Origin of the sequence: Thalassospira sp. HF15 (assembly GCF_011806525.1) — a bacterium.
GTDB lineage: Bacteria > Pseudomonadota > Alphaproteobacteria > Rhodospirillales > Thalassospiraceae > Thalassospira.
Genome location: NZ_JAAVKI010000005.1, coordinates 261,348 through 284,183, shown reverse-complemented (window position 1 = coordinate 284,183; position 22,836 = coordinate 261,348). Strand labels below are relative to the sequence as shown.

Below are 22,836 nucleotides of genomic sequence, written 5' to 3'. Positions count from 1 at the left end.
CTGTGTGCAAAAAACATGGCGCGCTAGCGCAGCAAACTTTCCGCAGTGGCTTCGTCGGTAATGAGAGTTGAGATCAATCTACCGCGCATTGCGCCGCGAATCGCAGCGACCTTTTTGGCCCCTTTGGCGACGGCAATGGTGTTGGTTGCGGGCTGCACGGCAGGTGCACTGGTCACGCACTGATTGACCGGGTGATCGAGGATATTACCATCCTGATCAAAGGACCAACTGATGACTTCACCGATGCCCCCGCTGTCGCGCAGAGAGGTGAGTTCATCTTTCGAGATAAAACCGTCAATATGCAGCGGTGCGTCGTCACCAAGGTGCCCGACACCGATAAAGCGGATGTCGGCTTCGCGCGCGAGTTTGAGGATATTGTCCATCGGGGGCTGTTGCTGCATGCGCTGGCGCATTTGCGGATCGGCAATGATGACCGGGATCGGCAACGGGTAATGCGGTGCCCGCGTGCGGTCGGCAAGGTCTGTCACCGCGTCATAGAAACTTGCCGCGCCGTCATGGGCGATGGTCCCGACAAGCGAGACGATCTTGTGATGATGGGCATCAATGCGCCCGATCTCGTCGACCATGGCGCGCATGGCACGCCCGGTGCCCAGGGCAATGATCTGCGGGTCGGAGGCATGCAGAACGCGTTCCAGATAGTTCGCCGCGGCCTGCGCCATGCCAAACATTGCGTCTGGTGCTGCTGGATCGGTCGGCACCACATCGCAACCGGCAATACCGTATGTTTCGCAGATCGCCTTGCCCAGTTCCATGCAACGGGCAATCGGGTGATCCAGGCGGACTTTTACCAGTCCTTCACTGACAGCCGCCGATACCAAACGCTGCGCGGTCGGCCGTGACACGCCAAGCTTCTGGGCGATTTCATCTTGCGTATTGCCAGCGCAATAATAAAGCCAGCCGGCACGGGCTGCTTCATCAAGGCGGGCTGCTTCCTTGCGGGTGCGTTTGACCATCTCATTCCCCGGACATTTTGATCCGTCGCCCAAAAGGCAAACAGGCATTTTTTGATTTTGAATTTGTGTCTTCTTTTTCCCTAGCGCCTTTTTCTGTCTCTGACCAGCATCTTGCCGGGATGCGGAACGACAAAACCCGCCCATCATGGGCGGGTTTTGTTTGAAATTTGTTGCCGATGCGTGGGATCGCTTATTTCTTCGGCAGGAATTCTGCGACCAGTTTCTCGGCAATCTGAACCGCATTCAGGGCCGCACCCTTGCGCAGGTTGTCGCCAACACACCACAGCGACAGGCCGTTTGCGACTGTCGGGTCCTTGCGCACGCGCGAGACAAAGACATTGTCTTCGCCCTGGACTTCCTGCGGGGTGACGTAACCTTCGTCTTGACGATAATCGACGACTGAAACGCCCGGGAAGTTTTTCATTGCCTTGCGGGCGTCTTCGACCGTGATCGGTTTTTCGAACTCGATGTTGACCGCTTCGCCATGGCCGACAAAGACCGGGACGCGAACACAGGTGGCGTGGACGGCGATTTCCGGTGCAAGGATCTTGCGGGTTTCGACCGTCATTTTCCATTCTTCGCGGGTCGCGCCATCATCCATGAAATTGTCGATATGCGGGATGACGTTAAAGGCGATCTGTTTGGTGAATTCCTCCTTCTTGGGGGGATCATTCACATAGATGCCTTTGGTCTGGTTAAACAGCTCGTCCATTGCGGCACGGCCGGCGCCCGACACCGACTGATAGGTCGCAACAACGATGCGTTTGATCGTTGCAATGTCATGAAGCGGCTTAAGCGCCAGAACCATCTGAATGGTCGAGCAGTTCGGGTTGGCGATGATGTTCTTTTTGGCGTATCCGGCGAGCGCATCGCCATTGACCTCTGGCACGATCAGCGGAACGCCCGGTTCCATGCGCCAATAGCTGGAATTGTCGATGACAACGCAGCCTGCTTCGGCAGCTTTGGGGGCCAGCTTTTTGGCGGTTTCGCCGCCGGCCGAGAACAGGGCGATATCGGCCTTTGAGAAATCAAAGCTCGCGGCATCGAGAACACTGATCTCGTCATCTTCGCCATAACCGACGGTACGCCCGATGGATTTCGACGATGCCAGTGCAAAGATTTCGTCTGCCGGGAAGTTGCGTTCGGCAAGGGTGTTGAGCATTTCGCGCCCGACATTTCCGGTCGCGCCGACAACGGCGATTTTGTAGCCCATCAGGGTGCCTCTTTTCAGTCTGTCAGGCAGCGGCGACAGTTGCGCGTGCCTGTGAATAATGTCTGATAATCTGGGGCGAGATGTAAGGGTTTCTGGGCGATTGCGCAAGCGTGTCGTTGGCAAGGCGATCAGGATTACTACTTGAGATTGTTAAAAAATCTGGCAGAATTGTTAAAGGGGTTCTTGTAATGAACCCGAAATCAGAATCGTTTTGCATCTTGCCGGGTTGATTTCTGAATTTCTGCCTGACGGGTGCTGGCGCCACCAATGCCATGACCTGACCTGACGACTTTTCCGGACGGCCAGATACACGATCCTGATCAAGGGTTCACTGCAGATATGCGGCGTTGCTGCATATGGGGCGATCACTATTCCGACTTTTGCAAAAAGGACGGCCAATGACGTACCCGATGACTTTGGATTGGACACAGAAGAAGGTTCTCGATTTCTTTCGGGAACATGTCACGCGCGGAACTTTGGTATTTTGCGTTAATGACAAGCACGAGATCGTGCTGGGGGATGGAACAGAACCGCGGGCGGGTATGACCGTTCCGGACTGGACCAACACACTTAAAATGGCACTTAGCCCGGATCCGGGCTTTGGCGAGGCCTTCATGCATGGCGGGTTCGACCTTGTCAAATGTGAGATGGAGGACCTGATTCGGGTGTTGCGCCTTAATTTCGAAGGCGGGCATTCGACCAGCGGATTTGGCAGCTTTATTGAAAAGTTGCAGGCGCTCAAATTCCAGATCGGACAATTTACCTCGGTCAGGGCAGCGTCGCACCGCGTGCGCCATCACTATGATATTGGCAATGATCTTTACACCCGGTTCCTTGATCCGGAGATGCAATATTCATGTGCCTTCTGGGATGACGGGGCGCAAACCCTTGAAGAAGCCCAGCATCGGAAGATGAGCCTGACCACACAGCGCCTGAATATCAATGAGCCGGGCCTGCGGGTGGTTGATATCGGCTGTGGCTGGGGCGGGTTAAGCCGCTTTATCCACCGTGAAACCGGGGCGGAGGTGCATGGCATCACGCTGTCGACCGAGCAATATAGCTGGGCTCAGGAAAAACGCGCCGAGATGGGCGGCAATATGAAGGCGGGGCTTGATTATCACTTGCTGGACTACCGCCTGTTTGCCGATGCCAATGCCGGCAAGTATGACCGCGTGGTGTCGGTCGGCATGTTTGAACATGTTGGTCGTCATCAGTTCAAAACCTATTTCGAAAAGGTTGGCGAGCTCCTTAAGGCCGGCGGCCGGGCGGTGATCCATACGATCATCAAGCCACGCGCAGAATTCACCTCGCCCTGGATTGATAAATATATCTTCCCGGGCGGCTATATCCCGGCGGTTCATGAGGTGATCGAGGCGGCCGAGCATGCCAACCTGACCGTCGAGGCATCGCATTTCCATCCCGGTCGCAACTATGCCCAGACATTGATTGAATGGCGCGACCGGTTCCGCAAAGTCGCTGATGAGCTTGACCCGGAAAAGTACGACGAAGAATTCAAACGCATGTGGGAATTCTATCTGGCAGGCTGCATCAATGCCTTTGACGCCGACGAGGGCGGCGGGGGCATGCGGGTTGGCCAGTTCGTCTTTACCAAGCCGGGCTTTGATTATGCCTGATGATACAGGGCGGGGAGCGATGATTTCCCCGCCCTGTTTGTTTTACGCCTGCCACTTCCCATATCAATTAGATGGGCACCCAATTTTGCTGCGGCAAAAAGCACCGCATGACTGCAAATCAAAATCAACCTAATCAAGGTCAAAAGCGTGCCTGTAAACCAAACCACATCGCGTGATGGACCGGCACGACAGATGTGAAAAGCGAAATACCGGTCATTTTGTCGGGAGGAAACGACATGCTTGAATTGATCGACCGGGATGACGCTGAGCGCGGAACAAAGGCGGATACGGTGCTTGCCCCGCATATCGGACAACCAGAGGACTATGTCCGTGCCTTGAGCGCGATTGAAATGTCGAGTTGTGAACGCGACATGCTGCGCGCGCACGCCAATGCACCAGGCCGCAAGATCACCGGTTTGAAACTGGCTGAAACGGTTGGGTATTTCGGGTGTCGTATTGGCAACAAGAAGTATGGGCGGCTTGCGGCGAAGATCGCGACGGCCGCGAACCTTCCGATGTGCAAGACGGATGTCAGTGACTATCTTGCGGCGATCTTTACCCTTGCCGATGGCACGCAAAGCGATGGCGAGGACTGGACATGGGTGATGCATGACAATGTCGCCCGCGCGCTTGAAGATTCAGGCCTGGTCTGAGGCTCATAAAAATTGCCAGCTTCATAAAATTCAAATTTTGCGGGCGGTTCGTGTAACGCGGATCGTCCTTACTTCGTCCTTGTGGGCAGAGGGGAGCATTCCCCCGCTATTCCTCGTGTCACCAAGGAGAATTGTCATGACCCGCTTTGCTTTTCACGAAGTCACACCGGAACTATTTCAGGCCCAGTTTGCTCTTGCCACCAAGCTGGGCGAGGAACCATTGATTAAACCTGTGTTGCGCGACCTAATCGAATGCCGGGTCTCACAGATCAACGGATGTGCCTATTGCGTGCGGATGCATTCAGACAGCTTTGCCAAACATGGTGGCGACCCGATCAAACTGACGATGTTGCCGGTTTGGCAGAGTGCAGAAGGGTTCAGCGAGGCTGAGCGCGCGGCATTGGTATGGGCGGAATGCCTGACTCGGGCGGAATGCCAAGTCACGATTTCAAAGTGCTATCGTGTGCTTCTGGATCATTTCGAGGAAGCGGAAATTTCCGAACTGACCTGCATCATTTCCACGATGAATGCCTGGAACCGGTTGGGTATTGCGCAGCATGAATTTGCATAATCTTCGCAAGCTTCCTGACGACGATCACAAAAGCCCATACAATGGGTCACGAGCCGCGATACGGGATTTGCCCGTATCGCTTCATGCGTTTGGTGGGGCTTCTGTGGCAGACCGGATTTTTGAACAACATCGCGCAAGGCTAACGGCACTTGCCTATCGCATGCTGGGCAGTCATGCCGATGCCGAGGATGCGGTTCAGGATGCATGGTTGCGTTGGCGCAATCAGGATCATGAGACGATCAATGATGCCACCGGCTGGCTTGTGCGGGTGTGCAGCAATATCTGCCTGGATGTTCTGAAATCTGCGCGTCGCCAGCGCGAAAACTATGTTGGCAATTGGCTGCCCGAACCGTGGTTGCCGTCCGAGGGGCCAAAGGCCGAGGAACAACTGATCGAACGCGATGGTCTTGGTCAGGCTTATATGTTGATGCTTGAACGTCTGGCGCCGGTGGAGCGCGTCGCCCTTGTGCTGCATGAAGTGTTTGACTGGATGCATGATGATATTGCGCCGCTGATCGAACGAACGCCCAATAATACGCGTCAAATTTTGTTTCGTGCCCGGCGTAAGATGCAGCGCGAAAGTGACCGGGATGCCACGCCCGAACCCGATGCAACGGCCTGTGATCGCGACAGACTGGATGCGTTTGTCACGGCCATCGGGCGCAGCGACGTCACCCGGCTGCTTGATCTGCTGGCCCCGGATGTCATCTTGCATTCAGATGGTGGTGGCAAGGCAATGGCGACGGTCAATCCGCTGTTTGGGGCAGACCATGTTTCACGCTTCTTTGTCGGCATCTGGGGCAAGCGCAGCCCCAATGAACGTGTCTTTGCCATCACCATTGAAGGCGAATGCTGGATTTTGATGGCGGAAGGCGGGGGTGTCGCATCCGCAATCTGTGCGACCGAGCGCGATGGACAGATTGTTGATCTGTTTGTGCATCGGAACCCGGATAAGCTTGCGCTGTTTTCAACAGTTCTTGCCGATGCGGTGGAGATCGGTCGTTAGAATGAAAAAAGGCCGGACAAATATCCGGCCTTTTTAAATTCTCGATCGGAACGAACTATCAGACGAGTTTGTCGAGTTCGTTGATCAGGGATTCGCCCATGACGGTGGTCGAAACCTTGGCCATGCCATCCTGCATGATGTCTGCAGTCCGCAGGCCACCTTTAAGGACGTTCTGAACGGCATCTTCGATCAGGGTGGCATCATCACCCATGTCGAACGAATAGCGCAGCATCATGGCAAAGGACAGGATGGTTGCCAGCGGGTTGGCGATGTCCTGACCGGCAATGTCCGGGGCGGAGCCGTGTACCGGCTCGTAAAGGGCTTTGCGTGCGCCGTTTGCGTCGGCTGCACCAAGGGAAGCCGACGGCAACATGCCAAGCGATCCGGTCAGCATGGCCGCGCAATCCGAAAGGATGTCGCCAAACATGTTGGTGGTGACCATAACGTCGAACTGTTTCGGGTTACGAACCAGCTGCATGGAGGCGTTATCGACATACATGTGGCTGAGATCGACTTCCGGGAAGTCCTTGGCAACACGTTCGACAACTTCGCGCCACAGAACGGTCGATTCCAGAACGTTCGCTTTGTCTACAGAGCACAGGCGCTTGTCGCGTTTCATCGCCATGTCAAAGGCAACGCGTGCGATGCGTTCGACTTCCGGCTCGGAATAAACCAGCGTGTTGAAGCCATGACGGACACCGTCGCGTTCTTCGATGCCGCGCGGCTGACCGAAATAGATACCACCGGTCAGTTCACGCAGGATCATGATGTCCAGACCCTTGACGATGTCTTCTTTCAGCGAGGAAGCACCTGCAAGCGCATCAAACACAAGTGCCGGGCGCAGGTTTGCAAACAGGCCCATTTCCTTACGGATTTTGAGCAAGCCGCGTTCCGGTTTGATGTCGAACGGCATATCGTCCCATTTCGGACCACCAACAGCACCAAGAAGTACGGCGTCTGCGGCCATGGCATCGGCCAGCGTTTCGTCGGTCAGCGGGTTGTTGTGCGCATCAATCGACGCACCACCGATCAGACCTTCGGTGATTTCGAAATTCACACTGCGCTTTTTTGCCATCCAGTCCATGACGCGCTGAACCTGACGCATGACTTCCGGGCCAATTCCGTCGCCCGGCAGCATCAGTACTTTTTTGGTGGTGCTCATAAATGCTTCCTTCCCAGATATTTCCGGCCAGATATTTTCGAGGTGCTTTACCCCGTAACGATCAGAAAACGGGCGACGAACCGATGTTCGCCGCCCGTTTTGCAATTACAGTGACAGCCAGGGCTGCGACGCAGCGCGCTTGGCTTCGAAATCATTGATGGCGTCGCCCTTCTGCAGGGTGAGGCCAATGTCGTCGAGGCCATTCAGCAGGCAATGCTTGCGGAATTCTTCGACTTCAAACTTGATGCAGCCGCCATCCGGACCGGTGATTTCCTGATTCTCAAGATCGATGGTGACGGTGGCATTGGCACCGCGTTCGGCATCAGACATCAGCTTGTCGACATCTTCCTGCGGCAAGCGGATCGGCAGGATGCCGTTCTTGAAGCAGTTGTTATAGAAAATGTCGGCGAAGCTTGGTGCAATAACGCAGCGAATGCCGAAATCAAGCAGTGACCACGGTGCGTGTTCACGCGAAGAACCACAGCCAAAGTTATCACCCGATACCAGAATCTTGGCGTTACGGTATGCCGGCTTGTTCAGAACGAAATCCGGAATTTCGTTGCCGTTGTCGTCATAGCGCATTTCATCAAACAGGTTCTTGCCAAGGCCGGAACGTTTGATGGTTTTGAGGAACTGTTTGGGAATGATCATGTCGGTATCGACATTGATCATCGGCAGCGGTGCTGCAACACCGGTGAGCTTGGTGAATTTTTCCATTGTTTTATCCCTTGCTTCCAGTTTCCCAGGCCAGACCGAGTGCTTCGATCAATTCTTCGGTCGCGTCGAGTTCCTGCGCAATGAAGTCCGGCAGGTTGATACCGGTCAGTTGCGGCAGGAGCTGCTCAAGCACCGGTGCACGGCCAAGGCGCGGGGCACTTTCGCGGAAATTGATCAATGTTTGATCGGCCATGGGGAACCTTCCTTAACCGAGTTTGCGAATGTCGGTCAGATGACCGGTGATCGCAGCCGCAGCTGCCATGGCCGGGCTGACGAGGTGGGTACGACCACCACGGCCCTGACGGCCTTCGAAGTTACGGTTCGAGGTCGAGGCGCAACGCTCGCCCGGGGCCAGACGGTCCGGGTTCATCGCCAGACACATCGAGCAGCCCGGCTCGCGCCAGTCAAAGCCTGCTTCGATGAAGATCTCGTGCAAACCTTCGGCCTCTGCCTGTTCTTTCACAAGGCCGGAGCCCGGAACGATCATGGCATTAACGGTCTCGGAAACCTTGCGGCCCTTGGCGACTTCAGCAACGGCACGCAGATCTTCGATACGACCGTTGGTGCACGAACCGATAAAGACGCGGTCGATCTTGATTTCCTCGATAGGGGTGCCTGCGGTCAGACCCATATATTCCAGCGAACGCTCGATGGCTTTCTGCTTGCCAGCATCCTTGCCATCTTTCGGGAACGGCACGGTGCCGGTGACCGGAACGACGTCTTCCGGGCTGGTGCCCCAGGTAACCTGCGGGACGATGTCTGCGGCATCAATCTCGACAACCTTGTCGTAATGTGCGCCTTCGTCAGATGGCAGGGTCTTCCAATATTCAACAGCCTGTTCGAATGCGGCACCCTTCGGTGCCATCGGGCGGCCCTTGATATATTCAAAGGTTTTTTCATCCGGTGCGATCAGGCCGGCGCGTGCGCCGCCTTCGATCGACATGTTGCAAACCGTCATGCGGCCTTCAACCGACAGCGAACGAATGGCCGAGCCTGCATATTCGATGACATAGCCGGTACCGCCAGCCGTACCGATGCGGCCGATGATCGCAAGGGTGATGTCCTTGGCGGTTACACCCGGGTGCAGGTCGCCTTCGACCTTGACGAGCATGTTCTTGGCCGGTTTCTGAACCAGGGTCTGGGTGGCCAGAACGTGTTCAACTTCCGAGGTGCCGATACCAAATGCCAGTGCGCCGAATGCGCCGTGGGTGGAGGTGTGCGAGTCACCGCAAACCATGGTCACGCCAGGAAGGGTAAAGCCTTCTTCCGGGCCGACAATGTGCACGATGCCCTGACGCAGGTCGTTCATCGGGAAGTAGTGAATGCCGGTGTCCTTGGCGTTCTGGTCAAGGGTTTCAACCTGAATACGGCTGTCTTCTTCCTTGATGCCTTCGGAACGGTCAGACGTCGGAACGTTGTGATCGGGTACTGCCAGCGTCAATTCCGGATGGCGCACTTTGCGGCCCGTGTTGCGCAGGCCTTCGAATGCCTGCGGGCTGGTCACTTCGTGGACGAGATGACGGTCAATATAAAGCAGGCAGGTACCATCATCCTGCGTGTCGACCACATGGCTTTCCCAAATCTTGTCAAAAAGGGTTTTAGGCTGACCCATCTCGACCTCCTCATAAAACATCGATCTTTTGAGCAGCAACTCTCTGCCCGCCGGGTGCGGTTCTGAATGTCACGAAGATTCGGTGCAATACCTGCCGTTGACGGCGGGCGGGACTTGACGTTTCTCCGGCGCAACCGGCTTTATCCGGTCTGCGAAATTTTATTATCCAGAACCACGCGGGTTTGATCGTTTTTGCCGCGGGAGTGCCTTTATACACGCCGCCTTCCAAATCGCAAGGTATCGGGCGCGTGTTTTTGTTTGCGCCACACTTTTAAATAGAGCGGGGTGATTTACAGCATCCCAAAGTAGCCAAATCGGGCTTATCCGATATAGGTAAGGGATATCTGATATAATATAAGCTGATGAATTTATCGTCGGGTTTCTGCGGGATTGCATTTAGTTCTGTGAAATCAGTCGATTCGCTATAATGCAATCTTTGCGTGTATTTATTGAATTCTGATCCCTTGGTCGACGGGTCGGAAACGAAAACGGGCCCACCCGAAGGTGAGCCCGTCTTTATTCTGATGCGAGAAGCGCGAAGAATTACTTCTTCTTGGTGCGCTCTGCAGCGGTCAGTTTGCCTTTGTGGCCGGTGGTCTGCTCGGCGATACGTGCAGATTTACCGGTACGGCCACGCAGGTAGTAAAGTTTCGCGCGACGTACGTCACCGCGGCGAACGACTTCGATTTTGTCGATTGCCGGGGAGTAGGACTGGAAGATACGCTCAACGCCTTCGCCCGATGCGATTTTACGCACGGTGAAGGAAGAGTTCAGGCCGCGGTTTTTACGCGCAATGCAAACGCCTTCGAACTGCTGGATACGCTCACGGGTACCTTCAACGACTTTCAGGTGCACACGAACGGTATCACCTGCATCGAATTCCGGTACTTCGCGCTTTTCAGCGATTTTGTCGAGCTGCTCTTTTTCGAGCTGCTGGATGATGTTGGTCATGGTTTAACCCTCTTTGATGTTCCCGTTTGCCACGTACCGGTCCCAAAGGTCCGGGCGTCGCGCGCGGGTAATTTCTTCTGCCTGAGCATGCCGCCAGGCTTGTACCTTGGCATGATGTCCGGAAAGCAAGATCTCCGGCACGTCACGCCCGTTCCAATTGGCCGGGCGCGTGTAATGCGGATATTCAAGCAACCCGGTTTCAAAGCTTTCCTCGTCGACAGACTCGGTCTTGTTGACCGTTCCCTCGATGAGGCGAATGCACGATTCAATCAGGACCATGGCCGGCAACTCGCCGCCCATGAGGATGTAATCACCGATGCTGATTTCCTCGGCCTGATGTTCATCCAGAACCCGTTGGTCGATACCTTCGTAACGACCGCAAAGCAGGATGGCCCCCGGGCCTGCTGCCAATTCGCGGCAGCGTTTCTGGTTCAGCACTTTTCCCCGCGGGCTGAGATAAATCAGCGGTAATTGCGGTGCAGAACCACGCAATTCACACAGGGCGGCGTCGACAATATCCGGGCGCATGACCATGCCGGCCCCGCCCCCGAAGGGATTGTCATCTACAGTGCGGTGGCGGTCGGTCGCATGATCGCGGATGTCTTTGACCTCCAGCGACCAGATCCCGTTTTCAAGCGCCTTGCCAGCCAAGGACTGACCAAGCACACCCGGAAACATTTCCGGGAACAGGGTTGCAACTTTTGCCTGCCACACAGACATCGATCAGGCCTCCTTCCCGCTGCCGGTCGCGGTTTCCGCGCCTACTGCATCAGCAGTAACGGCATCAGAATCGCGGTCGGCCTGAGAGTCCTTGCGGGATTTGTTCGGACGACGGCTGCGATTGCCGGGTCCGTCCTCATCCTGCAGTAGCCCCTCGGGCGGATTTACCACCATCTTGCGTTCCGAAAGAATGACCTCGGGCACGACTTCCTTGGTGAAGGGAAGAACCACAACCTTGTTCTTGGCTTCTTCGAGCGCGACTTCGATTACGTCGCCAGCGCCAAAATCAGCCACACCCCGAACGGTGCCAAAAATCGAACCATCAATGTGGTGCGCTTTCAGACCGACAAGGTCAGCAAGGTAGAATTCATCTTCTTCAACCGTGTCAGGCAGTGCAGCACGCGGTACATGCAGCTTGGTGCCCCGCAACCGTTCGGCGGCGTCCCGATCGTCCACACCTTCGATCTTGGCGATCAACTGGTCGCGGACATGTCCGACAGGAGACAGCTTGTATTTCACGCGTCCCTTGGCGTCGAACAACGGGCCGTAACCGACAAGGTTATCCGGATCGACGGTATAGCTTTTGACGCGCACGGCACCACGCACCCCGTGCGGGGCGGTGATCATGCCGACGCAGACATAAGCTTCGTCGTTTTTGGATTTGCGGGTATCAGCCATTTCGGTTCACAAGTTTCCGGTATCTGATCAAAGCGTGCGTTCAGCGATTACTCGCCTGCAGCTTCTTCTTCAGCAGGTGCTGCTGCTTCGGCAGCGGCTTCCGCAGCAGCGGCAGCAGCAGCTTCGGCTTTCTCAGCTTTCTCACGAAGACGTTCCTGAGCTTTCGCTTTCGGAGCAGACTTCTGCGGCTGTTCGGTCGGTTTGAACGCTTCAGCCAGGCCAGCTTTGCCCAGGAAACGGGCAACACGGTCGGTCGGCTGTGCGCCAACGGACAGCCAGTATTTGATGCGCTCTTCTTTGAAGGTTACGCGGTTGTCAGCATCCTTCGGGAGCATCGGGTCGTAGGTACCGACACGCTCGATGAAGCTGCCGTCACGCGGGGCACGAACGTCAGCAACTACGATACGGTAGTACGGACGTTTCTTGGCACCGCCACGGGAAAGACGAATCTTGACAGCCATTCGGATAAGTTCCTTTCAGCTTGGGTTTGTAGTCTTCTAAATCATGACCCCGAGGGGCCTATTCACTTGGTCTTTGATCCGGCTTTATGGGCCGGTTTTGGTTCCTAAGAGGAATTCTTGAAGAACTCATTTCAGAACCGGGGGCTTGGCTATTTCTTCTTGCCGAACCCCGGGAATCCCGGAGGCAGGCCACCGCCGCCTCCCAATCCCGGCAACCCGGGCGGCAATCCGCCCCCGCCACCGGTCAATCCTTTTGGCAGGTTGTTGAGATCCGGCATTTCGCCGCCCTCAAGCATGGAGGGGTCCATTTTCGGCATGCCGCCAAACAGACCCTTCTTACCCTGCTTGCCCATCTTTTTGATCATGGTGGACATGGTCTGGTACTGCTTCAGAAGCTTGTTGACCTCCTGAACGGTAAGACCACAGCCCGCAGCAATACGCTTTTTGCGTGATGCCTTGATGATCGCCGGGTTTTCACGTTCTTTCGGCGTCATCGACAGGATGATCGCTTCCTGATGGGTCAGAAGTTTGGGATCAAGCTTGGTCTGCGACATCTGTTTTTTCAGCGCGCCCATGCCCGGCAGCATCCCCATGATGCCGGAAAGATCACCCATTTTCTGAAGCTGTTTGAGCTGTGCCAGAAGATCGTTCAGGTCAAACTGACCTTTACGCAGCTTCTTGGCCATTTTCTCGGCATCTTCGGCCTTGATGTTCTCAGCTGCTTTTTCAACAAGGCTGACAACATCGCCCATGCCAAGAATACGGTTGGCGATACGATCAGGATGGAAGGCTTCCATCTCGTCGATTTTCTCGCCGGTACCAAGCATCTTGATCGGGCAGCCGGTAATCTGACGCATCGAAAGTGCTGCACCGCCACGTGCATCACCATCCACACGGGTCAGAACGATACCGGTAATGCCGACCTTTTCGGCAAATTCCTTGGCGACGTTGACCGAGTCCTGACCGGTCATGGCGTCGGTGACCAGAAGGGTTTCGACCGGGTTGACCGCGTCACGGACTTGGGCGACTTCGCTCATCAGTTCCATGTCGATGTGCAGGCGGCCAGCGGTATCAAGGATCACCGCGTCGTAGCCTTCCTTGCGGCCCATATCCATCGCGCGCTTGGCGATCGAGACCGGCTTCTCGCCCATGACGATCGGCAGAACGCCAAGACCGTTATCGTCGGCCAGAACTTTCAGCTGCTGCTGGGCGGCCGGGCGGTAGATATCAAGCGAAGCCAGAAGGACTTTCTTGTTGCGCTTTTTGGTCAGGTTCAGCGCGATCTTGGCAGAGCTGGTGGTTTTACCGGAGCCCTGCAGACCGACCATCAGAATCGGAACAGGCGGGGTAGAGGCAAGATTGATTTCCTCGCCGTCGCCCAGCATGTTTTTGAGTTCATCATGGACGATCTTGACGACCATCTGACCCGGCGTGACCGAGCGCAGAACATCCTGGCCAACAGCACGTTCGGTTGCGTTGGAGATAAAGGTTTTGACGACCGGAAGTGCCACGTCCGCCTCAAGCAGGGCGACGCGTACTTCGCGCATGGCTTCCTTAACGTCGGATTCTTTCAGCGCGCCACGTTTGCGCAGCTTATCAAGAACCCCGCCAAGGCGATCGCTTAGTCCTTCAAACATTCCAAATCCCGTCTGTGTTGCCGGTGTTTCCACCGAATGCGCACAAAAAACTAAAACCCAGTGCTCGAAACTCGAGGACTGGGGGAGTCACCTCTTGGGCGACCTTTGGTGGGGAGGGTTTATTGGATCGGGGTGTGGGAGTCAAGCGCAATCGGGCGCAAAAGCGCGTTATTCCGCGCTTTTCATCCGGTTTCCCGTGCAATTGGCGATTCCGCCACTTTGCCCGGGTGGTTAACCCCCGGTCGTGGCCGGTTCAATCGCGTGATTATCAATCAAACGCGCTTTGCCAAGGCGGGCGGCAACGAAGATTCGCGCGGGTTTTGTGACCGTATTACTAATCAGTTCGAGTGTCGCTGCATCGCGGACTTCAAGATAGTCAATCGGATTGAACCCGGCCTTGAGAATCTCTTCGCGCCCCTTGGCCAGAAGCGGGCCGAGTTCAGCACCCGTTGCGGCCTTGGCGGTGATGTCACCCAGAACCTTGTTCAGTGTCGGGGCGATAGCCCGTTCATCAGGTGTCAGATAGCGGTTGCGCGATGACATCGCCAGACCATCGGTTTCGCGCAGGATTTTCGCCCCGATGATCTCGACCGGAATATTCAGATCCGCACTGAAACGACGGATGACCATCAGTTGCTGGTAATCCTTTTGGCCGAAAATTGCGCAATCTGGCAGGGCCTGAAGCAGCAATTTGGTGACAACCTGTGCGACACCATCAAAGTGACCGGGGCGAGCTGCGCCACAGAGCACATTGGTCATCGCCCCATCGACACAAACCTTGGTGGCAAAACCGTCGGGATACATTTCATCAACCGACGGGGCAAAGCACAGCTCAACCCCTGCATCATTCAGCAGCTTTTGATCGGCGGGCAGGGTACGCGGATAGGCCCCGAAATCTTCGTTCGGGGCGAACTGGGTTGGATTGACGAAGATTGACACAATCACCCGGTCGGCATGTTCACGGGCCAGACGGGTCAGGCTGACATGGCCATCATGAAGGGCGCCCATGGTCGGCACCAGGGCGACACGCAGGCCTTTGGCGCGCCAGTCGGCAACAGTCGCGCGCAGATCAGCGACAGTGTGAACAGTCGTAAGGGACATTGTTTTCGTCGTATCGAAGATTGCAGAAAATCGCGGCGGTCTTTATCAGACCGCGCGCAACTTACCTTTTTTCGCAATACCAAAGCAATGTTCATCCGCCGGGAACTGACGGGTGCGCACTTCATCGGCATATTGGCCAACGGCCTCGGAAACCGCATCGCCAAGATTGGCGTAGCGTTTGACGAATTTTGGCGTGAAATCGGAAAACAGGCCAAGGATGTCTTCGGTGACCAGAACCTGACCATCACAGGCGACCGAGGCACCAATGCCGATGGTCGGAATATCAATGGTCTCAGTGATCTGGCGTGCGACCGCCTCGACCGTGCCTTCGATGACGACGGAGAAGGCCCCAGCATCGGCAACCGCCTTGGCATCGGCAAGGGCCTTGCGTGCGGTTTCTTCATCGCGGCCCTGACTTTTAAAGCCGCCCATGGTGTTGACCTGTTGGGGCATCAGGCCGATATGGGCCATGACCGGTACACCGCGCATGGTCAGGAATTCGATGGTTTCGGCAAGTTCAGCACCACCTTCAATCTTGACTGCAGCACAGCCGGTTTCAGCCAGAATATGGGATGCTGTACGGAACGCCTGTTCCTTGGATTCCTGATAGCTGCCAAAGGGCAGATCAACAACAACACAGGCATTCTTTGATCCGCGCATGACGGCCTTGCCATGGTTGACCATCATATCGACAGTCACGGCAAGGGTGCTTTCCATGCCATAGACAACCATGCCCAGTGAATCACCGACCAAAAGCAGGTCACAGTGTTCATCAAGGCGCTGGGCCATCGGCGCGGTATAGGCGGTCAGGCAGACAATCGGGTCATGCCCCTTGCGGGCACGGAGTTCAGGGACGGAGGTCCGGCCCATCTTTTTATTGGTGGCACTCATGACGTTTCTCCCCCGGTACAACCGGATTTCGCTGCCCGATCTCTGTCAGGCGTGCGGTCATGTTTACAATATCATGACCTCAATCAGGAAACTTTTTTTGCAATCGCGAAATAGGCAATTCGGCCAATAACCGCCATTTCAGGCGTGCCGACACGGATGGTTCGAATGATCTGCGCCGCTTATTGCGATTGGCCATTCACAGGTACGACGAAATCACAGACCTTCGGCAAGATCTTCAAGCATGTCCAGACCGACCGCCTCGATATGGCGGTTATCCTTGAGCGAAATGGTCGATTCCTTGCGCAATTGTGTCAGGGTCCGCGAAACGGTTTCAATCGTCAGACCAAGATAATCGGCAATATCCGAACGGCTCATCGGGACATTGATGGTTTCGGTACTTTCGCCGCGCAGTTCCTGACGACGGGCAAGCATCAGAAGGAAGGATGCAACCTTTTCCTTGGCGGTCTTGCGCCCGAGAAGCAGCATCTGATCCTGTGCGGCAGCCAGTTCATCGACCGCCATGCCGAGCATACGTTTTTCAAGATGCGGAAACTTGTCAAACAGCTTTTCGAGCTTCTGGCGCGGGAAACGACACGCTGTTACCGGTTCAATTGCCTCGGCTGTGTAGCTGTAATTGGCATTAAGTGCGAGACCAAGGAAATCGCCAGCAAACAGGAAACCGGTAATCTGGCGGCGACCATCACCCAGCAATTTATACAACTTTACCGAGCCTGACGTAACGTTAAAGACGTAATCGGCGTCTTCGGCTTCGTGGAAAATCGTGCTGTGCGGGTCATAGTGAGCATGAGTCAGCAGCTGACGCAGTTCATCATGTTCGTCGCCATGCAAGGCCGAGCAGAAAGTTAAGTCCTTGATAGAACAGGCTTCGCAGAGTTGGGGGCGGACTGCCATCGTAGACTCCGATGCTGGTGACCCGGTAGGCGGAATGAAACTGAATCTATCCGATGCGATAGGCCTGTTTCAAGCAATTCTAACTATCGCCCTGATTGAACTTTTTTGAATTGTCCGAAGGCTTGACATCATCGTCATCAAAAAGAATACGGTTTGCCGCACCTTCCATATCGTCAAACTGTCCCGAACGCAACGCCCACAAGAACGCGCCAAGGCCCAAAAGGCCGAGAAATAATGCAATCGGGATCAGGAGAAGGAGGTTGCTCATGGCATTATGCTCCTGCCTGCTGCGACAACTTGGTTGCCGGTTTCGTGCTGGCCTTGTCAGGCTTGCCTGATTTCGCATGCAAACGCAAGGCATTGGCGATCACGATCAGTGAAGAAGATGACATCGCGATTGCCGCAAATAACGGGGTGACAAAACCTGATACGGCCAGCGGGATCGTGATCACGTTATAGGCAAAGGACAGGGCAAAATTTTGACGGACAAGACTGTTCGCCTTGCGCGCGACGTCGATTGCCTCGATCACGGCGCCAAGCCGGTCACCCTGAAAAACAATATCCGCAGCGTTTTGCGAAATTTCGGCAGCTGTGGCGGGCGACATCGATGCATGGGCGGCCGCGAGGGCGGGCGCATCATTGATGCCATCACCGACCATCAGATCATGTTTACCTGCATCTGAGCGGGTCTGAATATGGTTGGCCTTTTGGGTCGGCGACATGCGTGCCTGCCAGTTGGGAATGCCCAGCGTTTCGGCAAGCTGGCGCACCGTGCTTTCGCGGTCACCTGACAGCAGGGTCATTTCAATGCCACGCTTGCGCAGGGTGTCGATCACTTCGGGCGCATCGCTTCGCATGGTGTCACGGAAAACAAAACGGGTTGGTGCGACGCCCGGTTCGGACAGCCACAATTCCGGTCCGGTGATATCGGATGGTGCAGCGGCATTTTCAGAGACATCGCAAAAGGCGCGGCTGCCAAGCCGGATCGGTCCGGCCGGGCCCCGGGTCATCAGGCCAAGGCCCGCTTGTTCCGTCACATTGGGTAGTGCTGTGACATTTCCTGCCGCACGCACCAATGCACGCGAGAGCGGATGGTTGCTGTTGGCGGCCATGCCAGCGGCCAGCATCAGTTTTTCTTCTGCCGGCTGGCCGACCAGTTCGGGTTTGCCTGTGGTCAGCGTGCCGGTCTTGTCAAAGATGATGCCGGTGATTTTGGTCAGACGTTCAAGGGCGGTTGCCGATTTAACCAGAATACCCGCACGCAACAGACGCCCGGTGGCGATCACTTGCACGACCGGAACCGCAAGGGCCAGTGCACAGGGGCATGTAATGATCAGAACGGCGATGGCATTCATCAGTGCGTCCTGCCAGCCAATGCCACCAATCAGCCACCAGCCGACAAATGTTGCCAGCGACAATGAATGCACCACGGGTGCATAGGCCTTGGCCACCCGATCCGCAATCGCGACATATCGCGCGCGACCCTGTTCGGCATTTTCCATCAGGCGGACAATTTCCGACAGCAAGGTATTGCCACCGGTCGCGGTGACTTCGATGCGCAGCGGTGCGGAAATATTGGTGGTTCCGGCAAACACGGTGCTACCCGGTCGGGTCAGTTCAGGGATGCTTTCGCCGGTGATGATGCTGGTATCAATATCGGACTGGCCTTCGACGACCTTGCCGTCAATGCCGATGCGTTCACCGGCAGCTGCCAGAACGATCATGCCGGGTCGGGCTTTTTGTGGTGCAACCAGACGCCTTGTGCCGTCAGGCTCAATCACCGTGATCGAGCGGGCATTCAGCGACAAAAGATGTTCGGCCGCCGAACGTGCCTGACCACGCGCACGGCCATCAAGATAGCGTCCGATCAGCAGGAAAAACAGAAGGGTAATCGCACTGTCAAAATACGCATGCGGTTCGCCGCGAATGGTTTGTGCCAAACTCATGCCCAGCGCCAGAATAACGCCAAGACTGATTGGGACATCCATATTGACCCGGCCATTGCGAATGGCACCAAGCGCGGATCGATAAAACGGCAAACCGGCATATGCCGCAGCCGGCAGCGCAATCAGGGCTGAAATCCAGTGAAACAGATCGCGCGTGGCCCCGCCCATGCCCTGAAAATACCCGGCCCAGACCGATACTGACAGCAGCATGACATTGCCTGCCGCAAAACCGGCGACCGCCAGACAGCGGAGCAATTCCTTGTTCCGTGATGTGGTGGCCTGTTCAAGGGCGGCCGGGTCAAACGGGATTAGGCGATAGCCCATCTGCATCACCGGGCGAATGATATCTTCAATATCGGCGACTTCACCCTGCCAGCTAAGTCGCAGGCGGCGGGTGGTCATATTAACCCGGGCCTGCAACACGGCACTGTTTCGTTGCAGCAGGGTTTCAATCAGCCAGACGCAGGCCGCACAGTGAATGCCGTCGACCATCAGGTTTAGATGGTGGTTGCCATCAGGACCCGTGCTGGCAAGTTCGGTGAAATCGAAGTTTGCGACTTCGTCCTCGTCGGGGCGCAGGGCGCGGACCTTGGGATCGATTGCGCGTCGCTTGTAATAAGATGTCAGTCCCAGTTCGCCCAGCAGCTCATAGGCACCCGCACACCCGGCACAGCAAAAATCGGGTGCGGCCGGTGACATGGCTGTCACCGGCTCGCCACAATGACGACAGGACTGAAGGGGGGCGTTCATGGATTTACGACGACATACTCGACGGTTTGATAATCATCACCCATCGCATTGGCGATAGTGCGCAGCTGCCAGCGCCCGTAAACAGGGAAGGAGGCACTTGCACGATATTCGCCTGGCGCGATTTCCGCCATCGGGACGGTAATATCAAGATCATCACGGTCGGCACGCGACATCATGACTGACATTTTAGCCCCGGTAATCGGGTTGGAGTCCTTGTCGCGAAACAGGACGGTAATGGTGCCATTCTGATTAATGACACCATCAACGCTGAGCTTGCTGCGCCAGCCAAGTTCTTCCTGACGGGCGGCACCGGAAATGGCCGCGTTATAGTTGTTGCCTTCTTCAAAGGCGTGTTTGGTCACGAGGCCATTCCAGCTGGTCATCGAAAAAGTGATCAGCGAGATATTGGCGATCAGCATGATGGCGAAACCACCGACAAAGTACCACGGGATCCAACGGTCTGACTTGCGCGGACCGTTTTGATCTGAATTAGGGGATGTCGTCATCTGCATAGCCATTTCTTGTCTCCAATACTGATACGCTATTGCGATCAGTTGTCGGTCTCGGGACCGGCGAACACTGTATCATAGGTTTCGGTGTTTCCGGTGTCCTGATCGGTTACCGTAAACTCGAACGGTGTTGATTTGCCGTCAAGCTCTTGCGGATCGGCGGCAATAAAGACGCGGAAGCTGCCAACACGGTCCGGTGCCACATCAAGGTCAAAGGTGCCATCCTGATTTGGCGTCAGGCCAATCACCTGCAGTTCGGTGGCATCAAGCCCCTGAATGGACAGGACATAGGTTTTCTCGGCCTGTTCCTTGTTCAGCACCTTCATGGTGTAGCCGTTACGTACATCCCCATTGGACAGGGCAACAAACAGCGGGTTGCGGTCGCGCAGGACATTCAGTTCCAGAACCGAACGGTTGGCAAGGCCAAACATCATCACCGAGGCGATGATCACCAGCAGGATCGAATAGAAGATCGTGCGCGGACGAATGATGCGCACCCGGGTTGCTTTGCCCTGTGCGCGAAGTTGGGTGTTCTGGACCGAATCAAAGCGGACCAGATCGCGCGGGAAGCCTACCTTGTCCATCATCTCGTTGCAGGCATCAATGCACAGACCGCAGCCGATGCATTCAAGTTGCAGGCCGTCGCGGATATCAATGCCGGTCGGGCAAACGTTGACGCAGGCATGGCAGTCAATGCAGTGACCGGTTTCGGGCACTTCGCCACGCACCAGGTTTTTGCGTTTTAGCGGACCGCGCGTCTCGCCACGCCAGTCTTCATAGGTGACGATCATGCTTTCATCATCAAGCATCGCCGACTGGAAACGCGGCCACGGGCACATATAGGTGCAGACCTGTTCACGTGCCCAACCAGCCAGAAGGTATGTGGAGCCCGTCAGGAAGGCGATGGTGACATAGGTGCCAAATGACGCGTTGGCGGTGAAAATATCGACCATGACGGTTGGTGCATCGTGGAAATACAGGACAAAGGCACCACCGGTCGCCATGGAAATGGCGATCCATGCCAGATGGGTGGCGCTGATTTTCCAGATTTTTTCGAGCGTCCATTTCGACTTGTCGAGACGTACACGCGCGTTGCGGTCACCCTGAATATAACGTTCCACCAGCATGAACAGGTCGGTCCATACGGTTTGCGGGCAGGCATAGCCACACCAGATGCGCCCAAACAGCGATGTCGCAAGGAACAGACCGACTGCCGCCATGATCAGGATGCCGGTGATGTAGTAGACTTCCTGCGGCCAGATTTCGATGAAGAAGAAATAGGCGCGGCCAAGGTCCATATCGATCAGAACGGCCTGATCAGGCGCGCTTGGTCCACGGTCCCAGCGCAGCCATGGCACAACCCAATAGATGCCAAGAAGGGCGATCAGTGCAAACCATTTGAGGTTCCTGAACTTACCAGACACGCGTTTCGGATAGACTTTGTCGCGCGTTTTATAAAGCTGGATATCCTCTTCCTCTGGCGTGAGGTCCGGATTGCCCTGCGGGGTGACTTCGGAATGCTGCAAATTGGACATGGCCATGTTCGCTACCTGGTTGTTGCTCTGAACCTTACGGCTGCTCTCTTCGTGGGTTGGACCCACCAGTCGTTTTGAAGGTTGGGCTGTCAGGAGAACTTGGGTTTCTGGCAGCTTTGCAGGGCAAACTCTAATTATTCAAATCTCAGGCAGAAGATACGAGAGGCCCAGCAAACACACCATGACACATGTCAATTTAATCATGCATATTCGTCTGAAATGTTTGCGCCAATCGGTTCGGGCCGAAGACCTGGGAAAAGACGCTGAAAAAGAAAAAGGCCAGTGATCTGTGATCACTGGCCTTTTTCGGAAATGTTGGCTTACTGACCGCCACCAAGAGAGTGGACATAAACCGTCAGCATTTTGATGGTTTCTTCGTCCAGACGATCACCCCAGGCGGGCATGACGCCGCGGCGGGAATTCACGACCGTCTCGGTGATGGTTTCTTTTGAACCACCATAGAGCCAAATGGCGTCGGTCAGGTTCGGAGCACCGAGATCCTGGATGCCTTTGGCGTCTTCGCCGTGGCAAGCCGCGCAGTTCTCTTCGAACACGACCGCACCGCGATCCGCTGCTGCGGCGTCGGTTGCACGGTTCGTGAAGGAGAGAACATACTCAACCACGTCTTCGATCTGGTCGCGTTCAAGCAGGCCGTCACGACCAAATGCCGGCATGTCGTTGAAGCGGGTATCTTCGTTGGCGTCCCAACGCACACCGACATGCAGTGTTTCGTTGATCGCCCCAAGCGTACCGCCCCAAAGCCACGCATCATCCTGCAGCGACGGGAAGCCCGGGTTACCCGAACCACCGGTGCCATGACACGGTGCGCAGTTGTCGGCAAAGACAGCCTTGCCACCCGCCATGGAGAAGTTCAGAAGTTCGGGGTCATTGACGACTTCCGACACATCCAGGGCTGCCAGACGTTCCATGTAAGGTGCACGTTCGGCCGCAACATTGGCCATGGTTTCGTGCAGTTCGGTACGGTTGGTGGTCCCAAACGTACCCTTGAGATAATCGCTGGCGGTCGGCCAGGAAGGGTAAACCACCCAATAACCAACCGACCAAATGCAGGTAATCCAGAAGACATAGACCCACCAGGACGGCAGCGGAGTATTGAGTTCCTTGATGCCATCCCATTCATGACCGGTGGTATCAGTTCCTGAAACCTGATCTTTCTCGACTTTTGTCGACATTGCTCTGTTC

Annotated in this window: 23 protein-coding genes; 4 read left to right on the top strand and 19 right to left on the bottom strand. The window is 55.7% G+C overall.

The annotated features are described in order from the left end of the window. Window positions 1-23 precede the first annotated feature (23 nt). Together HED22_RS13275 and HED22_RS13270 are read right to left on the bottom strand one after the other, a co-directional pair. On the bottom strand, window positions 24-974 hold the full coding sequence (locus HED22_RS13275) for a sugar-binding transcriptional regulator (RefSeq protein ID WP_167722960.1): 951 nt from the start codon (window positions 972-974) through the stop codon (window positions 24-26). A gap of 190 nt (window positions 975-1,164) precedes the next feature. Beyond that, window positions 1,165-2,187 carry an aspartate-semialdehyde dehydrogenase gene (locus HED22_RS13270; RefSeq protein WP_167722958.1) on the bottom strand — a complete coding sequence of 341 codons (1,023 nt, stop codon included), beginning with the start codon at window positions 2,185-2,187 and terminating at the stop codon, window positions 1,165-1,167. Between the two features lie 410 nt (window positions 2,188-2,597). Between HED22_RS13270 and HED22_RS13265 the strand changes: the two genes are divergently transcribed. The 4 genes from HED22_RS13265 (at window position 2,598) to sigJ (ending at window position 6,051) form a co-directional block, all read left to right on the top strand. Further along, window positions 2,598-3,821, top strand: a complete 1,224-nt coding sequence (locus HED22_RS13265) for a cyclopropane-fatty-acyl-phospholipid synthase family protein (RefSeq protein WP_167722956.1) — start codon at window positions 2,598-2,600, stop codon at window positions 3,819-3,821. A 236-nt stretch (window positions 3,822-4,057) separates the two neighbouring features. Continuing rightward, window positions 4,058-4,474, top strand: a complete 417-nt coding sequence (locus tag HED22_RS13260; RefSeq protein WP_167722954.1) for a hypothetical protein — start codon at window positions 4,058-4,060, stop codon at window positions 4,472-4,474. A gap of 136 nt (window positions 4,475-4,610) precedes the next feature. Then, on the top strand, window positions 4,611-5,045 hold the full coding sequence (locus HED22_RS13255) for a carboxymuconolactone decarboxylase family protein (protein WP_167722952.1): 435 nt from the start codon (window positions 4,611-4,613) through the stop codon (window positions 5,043-5,045). Continuing rightward, window positions 5,032-6,051: an RNA polymerase sigma factor SigJ gene (sigJ, locus tag HED22_RS13250; RefSeq protein ID WP_167722950.1), complete on the top strand. Its 1,020-nt coding sequence runs from the start codon at window positions 5,032-5,034 to the stop codon at window positions 6,049-6,051. Before HED22_RS13255 ends, sigJ begins: the two co-directional genes overlap by 14 nt. Before the next feature lie 58 nt (window positions 6,052-6,109). Here the strand turns inward: sigJ and leuB are convergent, their stop codons facing one another. From leuB to ccoP, 17 genes are all read right to left on the bottom strand, one after another. After that, a complete protein-coding gene (gene leuB, locus HED22_RS13245; RefSeq protein WP_167722948.1) occupies window positions 6,110-7,213 on the bottom strand; it encodes a 3-isopropylmalate dehydrogenase in 1,104 nt (367 codons plus the stop codon). A gap of 105 nt (window positions 7,214-7,318) precedes the next feature. Beyond that, window positions 7,319-7,930 carry a 3-isopropylmalate dehydratase small subunit gene (gene leuD, locus HED22_RS13240; RefSeq protein ID WP_167722946.1) on the bottom strand — a complete coding sequence of 204 codons (612 nt, stop codon included), beginning with the start codon at window positions 7,928-7,930 and terminating at the stop codon, window positions 7,319-7,321. A 4-nt stretch (window positions 7,931-7,934) separates the two neighbouring features. Beyond that, window positions 7,935-8,123 (bottom strand): hypothetical protein, encoded by a 189-nt coding sequence (locus HED22_RS13235; RefSeq protein ID WP_167722944.1) that lies wholly within the window; start codon window positions 8,121-8,123, stop codon window positions 7,935-7,937. Window positions 8,124-8,135: 12 nt separating this feature from the next. Continuing rightward, window positions 8,136-9,542, bottom strand: coding sequence for a 3-isopropylmalate dehydratase large subunit (gene leuC / locus HED22_RS13230; protein WP_167722942.1), 1,407 nt, complete (start codon window positions 9,540-9,542; stop codon window positions 8,136-8,138). A gap of 543 nt (window positions 9,543-10,085) precedes the next feature. After that, entirely contained in the window at window positions 10,086-10,493 is a 408-nt protein-coding gene (gene rplS, locus HED22_RS13225) for a 50S ribosomal protein L19 (protein WP_167722940.1), read from the bottom strand. A gap of 3 nt (window positions 10,494-10,496) precedes the next feature. Then, window positions 10,497-11,213, bottom strand: coding sequence for a tRNA (guanosine(37)-N1)-methyltransferase TrmD (gene trmD / locus HED22_RS13220; protein ID WP_167722938.1), 717 nt, complete (start codon window positions 11,211-11,213; stop codon window positions 10,497-10,499). Between the two features lie 3 nt (window positions 11,214-11,216). After that, window positions 11,217-11,891 (bottom strand): ribosome maturation factor RimM, encoded by a 675-nt coding sequence (gene rimM, locus HED22_RS13215; RefSeq protein ID WP_167722937.1) that lies wholly within the window; start codon window positions 11,889-11,891, stop codon window positions 11,217-11,219. Between the two features lie 47 nt (window positions 11,892-11,938). Beyond that, entirely contained in the window at window positions 11,939-12,352 is a 414-nt protein-coding gene (gene rpsP / locus HED22_RS13210) for a 30S ribosomal protein S16 (RefSeq protein ID WP_167722935.1), read from the bottom strand. 149 nt (window positions 12,353-12,501) lie between these two features. Continuing rightward, entirely contained in the window at window positions 12,502-13,989 is a 1,488-nt protein-coding gene (gene ffh / locus HED22_RS13205; RefSeq protein ID WP_167722933.1) for a signal recognition particle protein, read from the bottom strand. Window positions 13,990-14,220: 231 nt separating this feature from the next. Then, a complete protein-coding gene (panC, locus tag HED22_RS13200; protein WP_167722931.1) occupies window positions 14,221-15,090 on the bottom strand; it encodes a pantoate--beta-alanine ligase in 870 nt (289 codons plus the stop codon). Window positions 15,091-15,135: 45 nt separating this feature from the next. Beyond that, a complete protein-coding gene (panB, locus tag HED22_RS13195; protein ID WP_167722930.1) occupies window positions 15,136-15,981 on the bottom strand; it encodes a 3-methyl-2-oxobutanoate hydroxymethyltransferase in 846 nt (281 codons plus the stop codon). A gap of 213 nt (window positions 15,982-16,194) precedes the next feature. Beyond that, entirely contained in the window at window positions 16,195-16,893 is a 699-nt protein-coding gene (locus HED22_RS13190; protein WP_167722928.1) for a cyclic nucleotide-binding domain-containing protein, read from the bottom strand. A gap of 79 nt (window positions 16,894-16,972) precedes the next feature. Next, complete coding sequence (gene ccoS, locus HED22_RS13185) at window positions 16,973-17,161, bottom strand: cbb3-type cytochrome oxidase assembly protein CcoS (protein WP_167722926.1); 189 nt, start codon at window positions 17,159-17,161, stop codon at window positions 16,973-16,975. A 4-nt stretch (window positions 17,162-17,165) separates the two neighbouring features. Beyond that, the gene (locus HED22_RS13180) at window positions 17,166-19,589 is read right to left on the bottom strand and encodes a heavy metal translocating P-type ATPase metal-binding domain-containing protein (protein WP_167722923.1); all 2,424 of its coding nucleotides are present in this window, start codon (window positions 19,587-19,589) and stop codon (window positions 17,166-17,168) included. Continuing rightward, window positions 19,586-20,107, bottom strand: coding sequence for a FixH family protein (locus HED22_RS13175; protein WP_167722921.1), 522 nt, complete (start codon window positions 20,105-20,107; stop codon window positions 19,586-19,588). Before HED22_RS13175 ends, HED22_RS13180 begins: the two co-directional genes overlap by 4 nt. Window positions 20,108-20,139: 32 nt before the next feature. Next, window positions 20,140-21,639, bottom strand: coding sequence for a cytochrome c oxidase accessory protein CcoG (gene ccoG / locus HED22_RS13170; RefSeq protein ID WP_167722919.1), 1,500 nt, complete (start codon window positions 21,637-21,639; stop codon window positions 20,140-20,142). A gap of 314 nt (window positions 21,640-21,953) precedes the next feature. Further along, window positions 21,954-22,826: a cytochrome-c oxidase, cbb3-type subunit III gene (ccoP, locus tag HED22_RS13165; protein WP_167722917.1), complete on the bottom strand. Its 873-nt coding sequence runs from the start codon at window positions 22,824-22,826 to the stop codon at window positions 21,954-21,956. Window positions 22,827-22,836: the final 10 nt, after the last annotated feature.